This is a genomic window from Tahibacter caeni, assembly GCF_024609805.1.
Lineage (GTDB): Bacteria > Pseudomonadota > Gammaproteobacteria > Xanthomonadales > Rhodanobacteraceae > Tahibacter > Tahibacter caeni.
Window position 1 is genome coordinate 1 of record NZ_JANFVR010000149.1, and the last position, 11,526, is coordinate 11,526.

General features: G+C 71.1%; 13 protein-coding genes. 4 read left to right on the plus strand and 9 right to left on the minus strand.

Translation table 11 applies throughout. The annotated features are described in order from the left end of the window. The coding region (locus NON22_RS13530) for an anti-sigma factor (protein WP_257387468.1) at positions 1–519 on the plus strand (519 nt) is incomplete at its 5' end. 111 nt (positions 520–630) lie between these two features. Here the strand turns inward: NON22_RS13530 and NON22_RS13535 are convergent. Further along, complete coding sequence (locus NON22_RS13535; RefSeq protein ID WP_257387469.1) at positions 631–1,491, minus strand: hypothetical protein; 861 nt, start codon at positions 1,489–1,491, stop codon at positions 631–633. A 214-nt stretch (positions 1,492–1,705) separates the two neighbouring features. Continuing rightward, positions 1,706–3,145 (minus strand): transglutaminase-like domain-containing protein, encoded by a 1,440-nt coding sequence (locus tag NON22_RS13540; protein WP_257387470.1) that lies wholly within the window; start codon positions 3,143–3,145, stop codon positions 1,706–1,708. Between the two features lie 193 nt (positions 3,146–3,338). Between NON22_RS13540 and purT the strand changes: the two genes are divergently transcribed. From purT to NON22_RS13555, 3 genes are all read left to right on the plus strand, one after another. Further along, a complete protein-coding gene (gene purT, locus NON22_RS13545) occupies positions 3,339–4,523 on the plus strand; it encodes a formate-dependent phosphoribosylglycinamide formyltransferase (protein WP_257387471.1) in 1,185 nt (394 codons plus the stop codon). A 188-nt stretch (positions 4,524–4,711) separates the two neighbouring features. Then, positions 4,712–6,226, plus strand: a complete 1,515-nt coding sequence (locus NON22_RS13550) for an FMN-binding glutamate synthase family protein (RefSeq protein ID WP_257387472.1) — start codon at positions 4,712–4,714, stop codon at positions 6,224–6,226. Continuing rightward, positions 6,223–6,504, plus strand: coding sequence for a hypothetical protein (locus NON22_RS13555; protein WP_257387473.1), 282 nt, complete (start codon positions 6,223–6,225; stop codon positions 6,502–6,504). Before NON22_RS13550 ends, NON22_RS13555 begins: the two co-directional genes overlap by 4 nt. A gap of 45 nt (positions 6,505–6,549) precedes the next feature. Here the strand turns inward: NON22_RS13555 and NON22_RS13560 are convergent, their stop codons facing one another. The 7 genes from NON22_RS13560 to NON22_RS13590 all read right to left on the minus strand — a co-directional run. Continuing rightward, positions 6,550–6,837 carry a hypothetical protein gene (locus tag NON22_RS13560; protein ID WP_257387474.1) on the minus strand — a complete coding sequence of 96 codons (288 nt, stop codon included), beginning with the start codon at positions 6,835–6,837 and terminating at the stop codon, positions 6,550–6,552. 109 nt (positions 6,838–6,946) lie between these two features. Continuing rightward, a complete protein-coding gene (locus NON22_RS13565) occupies positions 6,947–7,666 on the minus strand; it encodes an arginyltransferase (protein WP_257387475.1) in 720 nt (239 codons plus the stop codon). 31 nt (positions 7,667–7,697) lie between these two features. Next, a complete protein-coding gene (locus tag NON22_RS13570; protein ID WP_257387476.1) occupies positions 7,698–8,168 on the minus strand; it encodes a DUF421 domain-containing protein in 471 nt (156 codons plus the stop codon). A gap of 151 nt (positions 8,169–8,319) precedes the next feature. After that, positions 8,320–8,766 carry a hypothetical protein gene (locus NON22_RS13575; protein ID WP_257387477.1) on the minus strand — a complete coding sequence of 149 codons (447 nt, stop codon included), beginning with the start codon at positions 8,764–8,766 and terminating at the stop codon, positions 8,320–8,322. Between the two features lie 151 nt (positions 8,767–8,917). After that, on the minus strand, positions 8,918–9,781 hold the full coding sequence (gene tesB, locus NON22_RS13580) for an acyl-CoA thioesterase II (protein ID WP_257387478.1): 864 nt from the start codon (positions 9,779–9,781) through the stop codon (positions 8,918–8,920). Positions 9,782–9,822: 41 nt separating this feature from the next. Then, positions 9,823–10,518: a DUF502 domain-containing protein gene (locus NON22_RS13585; RefSeq protein WP_257387479.1), complete on the minus strand. Its 696-nt coding sequence runs from the start codon at positions 10,516–10,518 to the stop codon at positions 9,823–9,825. Further along, the coding region (locus NON22_RS13590) for a formylglycine-generating enzyme family protein (RefSeq protein ID WP_257387480.1) at positions 10,515–11,526 on the minus strand (1,012 nt) is incomplete at its 5' end. The genes NON22_RS13585 and NON22_RS13590, both read right to left, overlap by 4 nt.

The following is an 11,526-nucleotide window of genomic DNA, read 5'->3' on the forward strand; positions in this document are numbered from 1 at the left end:
CGGCGCCGGCGCCGTCTCTGGCTGGCGGCTGCCGCGGCGTGGCTGCTGGCGCTCGGCCTCGGTGGCATGGCCGGCTGGTTCTGGCGGGAGCAGCGTCTCGCGGCCGAGCGCCTGCCGATGGCCGACGCGGTGGCGGCTTATCGCCTGTTCGCCGGCGCCGGGCTGCCCATGGAATTCGATCTTCCGCGCCGCGCGGCGCTGCAGACCTGGTTGCACGCCCAGTTCGGCGCGGCCGGCGACGTGCCGGATCTGGAACCGCAGGGCTTCCGCCTGCAGGGCGGTCGCGCGCTGTCGACGCCGGAAGGTGCCGCGGCGCTGCTGGTCTACGAAGATCCGGCCGGAACCCGCATTGCGCTCTATCTGCGGCCGCGTACCCGCCAGACGCTGGCGGGCGAGCGCCGCGACGGCCGCCTGCTCGCCCACTACTGGGCCGAAGGCGACACCGCGTTCGCGCTGGTGGGGCCGGCCACGCAGACGCCCCTGTACAAGATCGCCCCGCTGCTGCAGGGGGCCGGCTGAAGGCACGCGGCGCATGGCGTTGCAGGCGGGACGCAAAGCCGTGAGGCGGCGTCTTGCCGACCGCAACGACGTGTCGCCGCCGTTGCCGGCGTGGCGCGCGCCGTTCGCCGCCTAGGGCTGCAGATCGATGCGCAACAGCGGCGCGGGCCAGCGTTCGCCGGTCACGAATACGCGGTTGCCGGCCGTGTCCAGGGCCAGCGCTTCGGGCTGCACGAGCAGGCCCAGCGGAAACACGCGCGGCACGCGCGCGAGCGCCTCGGCCCAGCTCTGGCCCGCGTCGCGGCGATACAGCCAGACCGAGGCATAGCTCAACACCGCGATGCTGCGGCCGTCGCGGCCGAGCGAGCCGGCCGTCGGCCGGCCCGGCTGCAGGCGGCGCCGGAAATCCGCCGGCGGCGCGGCTTCGTCGGGCACGGCGATCGCGCCGAGCGGCTGCGCGACGAGTTCCTGCGACCTGCCCGGCCGCAGCGGCAGCGACCAGAGCTGCGGCGGCGACGTGCGCTTGGTCATCAGCAGCACGGTGTCGCCGGCCGCGTCGACGGCGACGGCTTCGACGTCGTGCGGCGCGTCGGCGTAGCGGAACACGATGCGCCAGGCGGGGGCGGCGCGCAGCTCGCGTTCTTCGGCGTGGGCTTCGAACTCGGGCTCCTCGACGACGAGCAGTTCGCTGCGCTTGCGCACGCCGCCGTTGTCGCCGGTGTCGGCGAGCAGCAGATAGGCCTTGCCGTCCAGGGTGAACGCGGCCATGTCTTCCCAGTCCACCGGCTTGGGCGCATCGATGCGCAGGCGCGCCTGCACGCGGCCGTCGAGGCCGACGGCGAACAGTTCCGCCGGCGCGCCCGAATCGTTGTGCATCCAGAGCCGCTGCGGCGTGCGCGCCGACAGGGCCATGCCGCTGATTTCGCCGAGCCGCGCATCGCGCAGCAGTGCGGCGACCTGCGGCACGACCTCGGCCTGCACCGTGGCCGTCACGAGCGCCGACAGTAGTACGACCGCCGCGGCCGCGATCCGGCACGTCCGCGCGCCGGGCGAGGCGCCGAACCGTATCGCGTCGCGGCCGCCGCGGCGACATTGTGCTCCGACGCGTGCGTCGCGCACCGCGGCGTGTCGGGCCGTCAGCGCATGAGGCCGGATCAGGCAGCGAAGGACCATGCGGATCGCGCGGCGACGGCGGACGGCGCGCCGTTCAGTGCGCCGGGGCCTTGTCGATCGCCTCGAGCTGCAGGTTGCCCAAGGTGCCGACGCCCGAGAAGAAGCGCCAGGGATCGCCGTCGCCGACGCCGAGCGCGATGTGGCCGCTGTCAAAGCGGCCGAGCGCCGCGTCGTAGCTCTGCCAGCGGCCGTCGACCCAGGCCTGCACCCAGGCATGCGGCACGAACACGCGCTCGGCGCCGCCGAATTGCTCGGTGAACGCCAGACCCGTCGCGATCCGCGTCGGAATGCCGCGCGCGCGTCCGAGCGCCGCGAGCAGCAGCGCGTGCTCGGTGCAGTCGCCCTGGCGCGACCGGGCGGTTTCCAGCGCCGAGGCGTAGCCGACGCTCAGGCCCTTCTTGTCGATGTAGCCGGCGACGAAGGCCTCGAGTTCGCGCATGCGTTCGGCCGGCTTCTTGTCGCCGGGCGAGGCCTCCTCGGCCAGGCGCACGATCTCGCTCGCGTTGGACTGCAGCCAGTCGTTCGGCTGGCTGTCGGCCGGCAGCGGCGGCGCTTCGCCGCCGACCCGGGCCTGCGGCGAGACGGTGACGACCCGCGCCGCGCCGTTGCGGTCGACGCGCTGTTCGCCGGTCTGCGGGAACTCGACGTTGCCGGCCGCTTCGCGCAGACGCAGCCGATAGCGCAGCGGCTGCTGCAGGTCTGCCGGCTTCAACGAGCGCGGCGCGCGCACGAGCGCCTGCTGCAGGCTGTCGCCGGGCTGGTTCGGCGCGAGCGCGCAGGCCTGGTCGCAGGCCAGCACCTCGAGCTTGAGGCCGAGCTGCGACATGTTGACCTTGCGCACCTGATAGTCCCGGTCCATCCAGTCGGTGCTGGTCAGCGGCAGGCCCGGCAGCTTGAGCTCGCGCTCGACGCGGATCAGTTCGCGCCGGCCGCCGGGCACGTCGACGAGCTCGGCCGGCTTGATCGTCGTGGTCAGCGCGAACGCTTCGAGGTTCAGCGCCTGATAGGCCAGGCTCTCGTAGCGCGTGCCGGGCGCGAGCCCCCGCCGCACGGCTTCCAGACGCAGGCCTTCGCTGAACAGCGCGCCGGCCGGCCAGGTGGCCTGCTTGTCCTGGGTCAGCCCGCCGACGCTGCTGCGCACCGTGATCGCGCCGTCGGCCGCGACCGTGCCGTCGCTGGTCGACTCCACGCCGGACATGCGCGAACGCGTATGGAAGGCCAGCGGCTTGCCGGCGGCGGTTTCCTCGTGGGTTTCGCTGACTTCCAGCGCGACCGTGATGCCGGCGCGCTCGATGCCGAGATTCATGGTCTGCGTGGTCACGACGCGGTCGTCGCGAACTTCGCGCCGGTTCAGCATGTGCCCGATCTTGCGTCCGTCCAGGGTCACGCTCATCCAGGTTTCTTCGGGAGCGGCCTGCGCGGCGGCGGCGACGACGAGCAGCAGCAGGCAGGCGAGACGGGGAAGTGGATGCATGAGCAGGGACGCTGACGGGGAAGGCCTAGTGTGCCAGACGCGCGCGGCCGGCTGGATCGTCGCTGCGACCGTGGGCCGGGCGCCGGCGTTCCCGGCGCCGTAGCACGTCGGTGTCGTGACCGCTGCGCCGTCCGTTCGTCGGCGCCGTCGGCTTCTCCTACAATCGCCGGCTTTCCCGTCTGCGGAGCTCGGCATGAAACCTTTCGGAACTCCCGGCACGCCCGGCGCGCTGCGCCTGCTGCTGCTGGGCTCGGGCGAGCTCGGCAAGGAAGTCGCGATCGAAGCGCAGCGCTACGCCGTCGAAGTCATCGCGGTCGACCGCTATGCGAACGCGCCGGCCATGCAGGTCGCCCATCGCAGCCACGTGATCAACATGCTCAACGCGCAGGAACTGCGCCGCGTGATCGCGCTGGAACGGCCCGACCTCGTCGTGCCCGAGATCGAGGCCATCCATACGCCGACCCTGATCGAACTCGAACGCGAAGGCCTGCGCGTGATCCCGACCGCGCGCGCGGCGTGGCTGACCATGGACCGCGAAGGCATACGCCGGCTCGCCGCCGAAACCCTGGGCCTGCCGACGTCGCCGTACCGCTTCTGCGACAGCGAGGCCGAGTACCGCGCCGCGGTGCAGGCGCTGGGCCTGCCCTGCGTGGTCAAGCCGGTCATGAGCTCCTCGGGCAAGGGCCAGAGCGTGATCCGCAGCGAGGACGACGTCGCGCAGGCCTGGGCCTATGCGCAGAGCGGCGGCCGCGCGGGCGGGGGCCGCGTCATCGTCGAAGGTTTCGTCGCGTTCGACTACGAGATCACCCTGCTGACCGTGCGCCATCGCGACGGCACGCACTTCTGCGCGCCGATCGGCCACCTGCAGATCGACGGCGATTACCGCGAGTCCTGGCAGCCGCAGCCCATGCCGGCGCTCGCGCTGCAGCGCGCGCAGGACATCGCGCGGCGCATCACCGACGAGCTCGGCGGCTGGGGCGTGTTCGGCGTGGAGCTGTTCGTGCGCGGCGACGAGGTCATCTTCTCAGAAGTCAGCCCGCGGCCGCACGACACCGGCCTCGTGACCCTGATCGGTCAGGAGCTGTCGCAGTTCGCGCTGCACGTGCGCGCGATTCTCGGCCTGCCGATACCGAACGTCCGCCAGCTCGGCGCATCGGCGTCCTGCGCCGTGCTCGTCGACGGCGACGGCGTCGCACCGACCTACCACGGCGTAGCCGACGCGCTGGCCGAACCCGATACCATGCTGCGCCTGTTCGGCAAGCCCGAAGTCCGCGGCCGCCGGCGCATGGCCGTCACGCTCGCGCGCGGTGCCGACATCGACGAGGCCCGCGCGAAGGCGCGCACGGCCGCGGCGAAGATCACGGTGCTGACGAATTGACCTGCGTCGTTCCGGTTGCGCGCCGTTCTCGCCGCCGGCTTTTCCTTTTGCGGAAGGCGCCGCTCCTTCAGCGCGTGCGCTCGGGGAGGAGGCTTTTCGCGCGCCGCGCCGCGCGTGATGCATCGGGTACGGCCCTTTCCGCGACGGCCTGCTAGCATCGCCGGCGAATTGCCTGCGGAGCCTCACTGATGCAAGCCAATCTCGCCGGATGGGTCATCGGCACCATCGAACTCATGGCGGCGCTGTTTCTCGTCGTCGTCGGATCGGTGCTGCTGGCCACGCTGGTGTTCTTCGTCGTCGACCGCAACCAGACGCGCAGCGCGGTGCTGCGCAATTATCCGGTCATAGGCCGCTTCCGCTACTGGTTCGAACACCTCGGCGAATTCTTCCGCCAGTATTTCTTCGCGATGGATCGCGAGGAGCTGCCGTTCAACCGCGCCCAGCGCACCTGGGTCTATCGCGCGGCCAAGAACGTCGACAACACGCGCGCGTTCGGCTCCACGCGCGACCTGCGGCCCGAAGGCACGGTGTTCTTCGTCAACACCGCCTTTCCGACGCTCGACGAGGACGCCGTCGCGCCGCGGCCGCTCGTGATCGGTCCGCATGCGCGCGAGCCGTATGCGCACGCGGCGTTCTTCAACGTCTCGGCCATGAGCTTCGGCGCGATCTCGGCGCCGGCCGTGCGCGCGCTGACGCGCGGCGCGCACAAGGCCGGCATCTGGGTCGACACGGGCGAGGGCGGCCTGTCGCCGTATCACCTCGAAGGCGACTGCAGCCTCGTGTTCGAGATCGGCACGGCGAAGTACGGCGTGCGCGACGCCGACGGCCGCCTCGACGACGACCGGCTGCGCGCGATCGCCGCACATCCGCAGGTCAAGATGTTCAACCTCAAGCTCGGCCAGGGCGCCAAGCCCGGCAAGGGCGGCGTGTTGCCGGGCGCGAAGGTCACGGCCGAGATCGCCGCGATCCGCGGCATTCCGATCGGCGCCGATTCGATCAGCCCGAACCGGCATCCGGAGGTCGACAGCGTCGGCGAGCTGCTCGACATGCTCGGCCACATCCGCGAGGTGACCGGCAAGCCCACCGGCTTCAAGGCGCCGCTCGGCGACGTGGCCTGGATCGCCGATCTCTGCGCCGAAGTGCAGCGGCGCGGCGAGGCCGGCGCGCCGGATTTCATCGTCGTCGACGGTTCCGAAGGCGGCACCGGCGCGGCGCCGCAGTCGCTCATGGACGGCGTCGGCTTGCCGCTGCGCGAGGCGCTGCCGCTGCTCGTCGACACCCTGACGCGCGGCGGCCTGCGCGAGCGCATCCGCGTGATCTGTTCGGGCAAGTGCATCACGCCGTACGAGGTCGCCTGGGCCCTGGCCATGGGCGCGGACTTCGTCAACTCGGCGCGCGGCTTCATGTTCGCGCTCGGCTGCATCCAGGCGCTGCAGTGCAACCGCAACACCTGTCCGACCGGCGTGACCACGCACGATCCGCGCCTGCAGCGCGGTCTGGTCGTGACCGACAAGGCCGAGCGCGTCGCGCACTACGCGAGCAATCTCATGCACGAGGTCGGCGTCATCGCCCACGCCTGCGGCGTGCGCGAGCCGCGAGAACTGCGCCGCTGGCATGCGCGCGTCGTCGGCGACGACGGCCTGTCACGCCGCCTCGACGAGTTGTATCCCTACGCTACCGATCCCGCCGGAGCACGCCCGTGAGTGAAACCCAGTACGCCGTCTTTCTGTTTCCGCAGGCGATCGAAGCGCTGGGCGAGCCGATCAAGCCGTATCTGCTCGACGGTGCCGGCGGACCGCACATCGTCTGCGCGGAAGTCGACACGTCGGGACCGTTTTTCGGCATGACCCTGACCGGCAAGGATCAGCGCGGCATGCCGAGCGAACTCGAGATCATGGTGCCGCACGCGATGATCCGCCTCGTGATGTCGGTGCACAGCGAGCACGGCATCGGCTTCGCGCAGCGCGGCACCGAGCCATAGGCTGCGCCGGCGCGGCGATGTGCAGCCGGCGTTTCCGCGCCGCGCTCACATCGCCGCGGCGTCGATTCGGTCGGCCAGCACGACGACTTTGCTGAACTGCTGGCTGCGCATCTCGATGCGACCGTCGTCGTGGCAGGCGGTGACGATGCCGGACAGGCTCTGGCCGTTGAAGAACAGGGTGACGCCGCGCTTCTCGGCGTTGCTGGCTTCGAGCAGGGCTTTGAACGGACCTTTGCAATTCACGGCGGTTTCCTTGGCGGGAGTCTGGGCCTGAGCCGCGGAAGCGGCGGCGCAGAACAGGACGGTCAGCAGCAGGCGGGTGGACGGGGACATGGAAGGCTCCGGAGCGGGGACGCGGACATCGCCACAGAACGACGCCGGCGGCCGCGAGCGAACAGGTACGCCACGAGGTCGTTGCCGCGGGGCGGCGCAGCCTGCCGCCTCAGTCCGCGTCGGCCTCGTCGAAGGCGACCCAGCTGCCGTGCTGCAGCAGTTCCAGCGGCTGGAAGCGGCGCTTGTAGTCCATCTTCGGATGGCCGGCGATCCAGTAGCCGAGGTACAGGTGCGGCACGCCTTCGCGCGCGGCCCAGTCGATCTGCGCCTGGATCGCGAACGTGCCAAGGCCGCGCGCGGTCTCGGCCGGATCGTAGAAGGTATAGACCGCCGACAGTCCCTGCGCGCAGACGTCGGTGACCGCGACGCCGAGCAGGCGGCCGTTGCGGCGTAGCTCGAGGAAGCGCGTCGGGCTCCAGTCGGTGTACAGGAAGCGCGAGAAGTCCTCGTGCTGCGGCGCGTCCATGCCGCCGCCGCGATGGCGGCCGGACAGGTAGCGCTGGTAGAGCTCGAAGTATTCCTCGGTGTGCCGCGCCGGTTCGACGCGCAGCTCGAGGTCGGCGTTGCGCGCGAGGCAGCGGCGCTGGCTGCGGTCGGGACGGAACGCGTCGACGGCGACGCGGCACGGCACGCAGGCGCGGCAGCTGCCGCAGTGCGGGTGATAGACGTGGCCGCCGGCGCGGCGGAAGCCGCGGGTCAGCGCCAGGCCGTAGACGCCGGCCAGGTGCGGCGCGCTCGGATCGATGACGAGGTTCTGCGCGATGCGCCCGCCAAAATAGCCGCAGTCGTGCGGCAGGGTCTGGAACAGGCGGACGACATCGGATTTCATGGCTGCGTCCCGGGGGCCGTCGGACGGGATTCTACGCCGCGCCGCGCGTCTTGACCGAAACCGTGCCATTGGTCTCGAGCACGGCGAAGGCGACCTCGTCGAGATCGAAACAGCCCTGGCGGCGCAGGGCCGAACGCAGCTCCTCGAGCGACATGCGGTTGCGCGCAAGTACGTCCTCGAATACGCGGCCGTTGTGCACGAGCACCTCGGGACGGCCCTCGAGCCAGCTCTCGACGCGGCGGTTGCGGCTGCTGAGCCAGCCGAACAGCTGGTTCCAGGCGATCAGCACGAACGCGACGACGAGGCCGCCGGTCACCGACGTGTCCGGGCCTATCATCGCGTTCTGCACGCCGTTGGAGATGATCAGCAGCAGGAGCAGGTCGAACGGCGTCATCTGGCCGGCCTGGCGCTTGCCGGAGAAACGGAACAGCACGAACAGCACGAGATAGATGATGCTGGCCCGCGCCAGCAGCTGCCACCAGGGTTCGCTGAGGTTCCACATGAGCCGGTCGCCTCACGGAAGGTCGGGGTCTGTTTTGGTCTCGCTGCCGGGCCGCGTCAAGAGGTCGGCCGGTTGCCGCTGCGCGCGGGTCCAGTGGGCCGGCCGGAAGGTACGCAACGGCGTGGTCCGGCACGGCGCCGCCGGGGCGGCCTCAATGCGTCGTGACCGGCACGACCTGGCGCTTCTGCGGCGGCTCCGGCGCGTTTGTCGCGCTGCTGCAGGTGCGCAGCGACAGCAGCAGCGCGGCGACGGCGACGAGCGCCAAGGTGACCATGCGCATGCGGCCGGCGACGGCGCGATGGCGCGCCTGGCCGGTCAGCGGTTCGCGCGAGGCGGCCAGTTCCTCGGCATAGCGCACGGGCGGCTCGATGCCGGCTTCGCGCAGCAGCTCGCGCGCGCGGGTCTGGTCGTTGGCGTTGACGACCCAGACCTGCGGCCAGGTGCTCGCGTCGGGCCGGTTGCTGTAGCTGAAGCGCTTCCAGTCGCTGCCCTTGTAGCTCGTGCGGTTGGTCACCGTGGTCTCGATGCCGTGCTCGCCCATCAGCGCGACGACGCGGTCGATGTTTTCCTGACGCAGCGATGTGTAGATCTGTCTCATGCCTGGCGAACCTCGAACGAGCCGCAATGGTTTCGGATGGTGGAGTCCCTCGCGTCGAGGGACTCTGAACGCCCGCGTGGGGCGGACGTTCGGGCGGAAAAGGGGAGCGGGCGGCGGGCGCTGCGGACGCGGGTTCAGCGCATTCCCGGCGTCACTTCGTCAGGCGGATCAGGCCTTCCTGCGCCGTGCTCGCCACGAGCACGCCGTTGCGGTCGTAGATCATGCCGCGCGCGAGGCCGCGTGCGTTCTGCGCGCTCGGGCTGTCGCAGCTGTAGAGCAGCCAGTCGTCGGCGCGGAACGGTCGGTGGAACCACAGTGCATGATCGAGGCTGGCCATCTGCACGTCGGGCTGGAAATACGAGATGCCGTGCGGAAACGTCGCCGTGCCGATCAGGTGGAAATCCGAGGCGTATGCGAGGAACGTGCGGTGCAGCTCGGGATTGGCCGGCACGCTGTCGCTGAGGCGGAACCAGACCTGCTGGTACGGCGGACGCTTCGGCGGATTGAACTCGTCGCGCGGATAGACGTGGCGGAACTCGAACGGCCCCTTCATGCCGAGCCAGCGCTGCAGCTTGACCGGCACGCGCTCGAGCTGCTCCGGCGCGATCGGCGGCGGCGGCGCGAGGTCCTCGGGCTTGGGCACTTCGGGCATGGACAGCTGGTGCTCGACGCCGCCTTCCTCGATCTGGAAGCTGACCGAGCACGTGAAGATCGGCTGGCCGTGCTGGATCGCGACGACGCGGCGCACCGAAAAACTGCTGCCGTCGCGCGTGCGCTCCACGGAGTAGACGATCGGCGCCTCGATGTCGCCGGCGCGCAGGAAATACGCATGCAGCGAATGCGCGTGGCGCGGATCGTCGACGGTCTTCTGCGCGGCCGACAGGGCTTGGCCGAGCACTTGGCCGCCGAACACGTATTTCGTGCCGATGTCGCGGCTCTGGCCGCGGAACAGGTTGTCTTCGAGGCGCTCCAGCGCGAGCAGGTCGATCAGTTCGTGGACTACGGCGTGGGTCATAGTCGTCGGGTCGGAGGAGGGGCGCGCATTGTACGCGGGGCTCAGGCCGGACCGCGCGGCGGCGCGGCGGCCGGCTCCAGCGACGGGAACGCCGCATCGGGCGCGACCGCGCCGACCGACAGCACGAAGGCCATGGCCTGGTCCACGCTCCAGTCGGTCGCGATCAGCCGTTCGGTCGGCACGATCTCGAGATAGCCGCCGGTCGGGTTCGGCGTGGTCGGCACGTAGACCGCGGCCAGCGAGCGGCCGTCGGCGTCCTCGAACACGCGCGTGACGAAGCCGACCGACTTGAGCCCGGCCGACGGAAAGTCGACGAGCACGACGCGCTGCGTGCCGTTCGGCTTGTTCTGCAGCAGCGCCATGAGCTTCTTGGTGCCGCCGTAGATCGAGTGCACGAGCGGAATGCGTTCCATCAGCGCGTCGAATGCGGCGAGCAGGCGCTGGCCGAGCACGCGGTTCGCGACGAGGCCGATCAGATACAGGATGACGAGCGTCGCCGCGAGGCTGATCGCATGCACCAGCCAGGTTTCCGCGAGCAGGGTGCGCAGGCCCGGGAACAGCGCGGCCAGCCAGGCGAACAGCGCGTTGATCAGCGGCGCGCCGAATTCGGCCAGCAGCGAAGCGATGAAGCGGAACACGACGAAGGTGATCCACAGCGGGATCACCGTGAGTATGCCGGTGATCACGTAGCGCTGCAGGTGCAGCGCGCCGAAGCGCGAGCGCGGCGGCGCGGTCATTGCGCGGCCGCGGCGGTCGCGGCCGCCGGCTCGGGTTCGCGCACGAGACGGAAGCCTATCGTCGTGTAGCCGGTGTCGGTGCTGCTGTCGCCGCGGCGGCCGGTCGCGGTCTCGTCGGGGCCGTCGCGCCACGAGGTGCCGCGGAACACGCGTTCGGAGCAGTCCTTCGACGCGCAGCCGCTGGTCCATTCGCTGGCGTTGCCGGCGAGGTCGTAGAGACCGATCGCGCTCGCCTTGTAGCGCGCGACCGGCGCGGTATGCGCGCGGCCGTCGGAGCACTTGTAGCGGCTTGCCAGGGTCCAGCGCGTGCCCATGCTCGCGTCGGCGACATTGCCCTGCTCGCAGCCGCCGCCGCGCGCGACGCTCTGCGCCGCGTGCAGCCATTCGGCTTCGGTCGGCAGGCGGTAGCGCGCGCCGGTCTGGCTGCTGAGCCAGCGCGCGTAGGCGTTCGCGTCGTCCCAGCTGACGCAGACGACGGGCTCGTCGTCGCCCTGGGCGAAATCCGGATCGCGCCATTGCAGGCTCTTGAGCCGCGACAGCGGCCGCAGCGGCTCGCGGCAGCGCGCGGCGGCGCGGCCGGTCGCACGCACGAAGCGCGCGTATTCGCCGCGTGTGACCTCGGTGCGGCCGAGCTCGAACGCATGGTCGAGGCGATGGCCGTCGATGTCGGCCGGCACGTGGATCAGCGCCGGCTCCAGCTCGCTGGCCGGCCGTGCGCGCGCGGCGAGCTGGCGTTGCGCTTCCTGCCAGCGCGCGTGCAGCGCGGGCTGGTCAAGCGCCAGCGGCTCGGCGAGCGGACCGAGCGCGGCGAGTTGTTCGGCCGAGCCGGCCTGCAGCGCGGTCTGCAGGCGCTCGTCGAACGCGGCCGCGCGGCCGGCCAGATAACCGGTCCAGGCCGGACTGCCGCGCAGGTTCGCGCGTTCGGCGAGCAGGCGCGCCTGCTCGACCTGGTCGCGCAGCGCGCCGGCGTCGCCGGCGCCGAGCGCCTGATCGGCGCGCTGGCCCAGC

Coding starts and splice junctions, on each gene's coding strand:
- NON22_RS13550 (WP_257387472.1), top strand. CDS start 4,712: ATGCAAGCCAATCTCGCCGGATGGGTCATCGGCACCATCGAACTCATG.
- purT (WP_257387471.1), top strand. CDS start 3,339: ATGAAACCTTTCGGAACTCCCGGCACGCCCGGCGCGCTGCGCCTGCTG.
- NON22_RS13565 (WP_257387475.1), bottom strand. CDS start 7,666: ATGAAATCCGATGTCGTCCGCCTGTTCCAGACCCTGCCGCACGACTGC.
- NON22_RS13570 (WP_257387476.1), bottom strand. CDS start 8,168: ATGTGGAACCTCAGCGAACCCTGGTGGCAGCTGCTGGCGCGGGCCAGC.
- NON22_RS13585 (WP_257387479.1), bottom strand. CDS start 10,518: ATGACCGCGCCGCCGCGCTCGCGCTTCGGCGCGCTGCACCTGCAGCGC.
- tesB (WP_257387478.1), bottom strand. CDS start 9,781: ATGACCCACGCCGTAGTCCACGAACTGATCGACCTGCTCGCGCTGGAG.
- NON22_RS13575 (WP_257387477.1), bottom strand. CDS start 8,766: ATGAGACAGATCTACACATCGCTGCGTCAGGAAAACATCGACCGCGTC.
- NON22_RS13560 (WP_257387474.1), bottom strand. CDS start 6,837: ATGTCCCCGTCCACCCGCCTGCTGCTGACCGTCCTGTTCTGCGCCGCC.
- NON22_RS13540 (WP_257387470.1), bottom strand. CDS start 3,145: ATGCATCCACTTCCCCGTCTCGCCTGCCTGCTGCTGCTCGTCGTCGCC.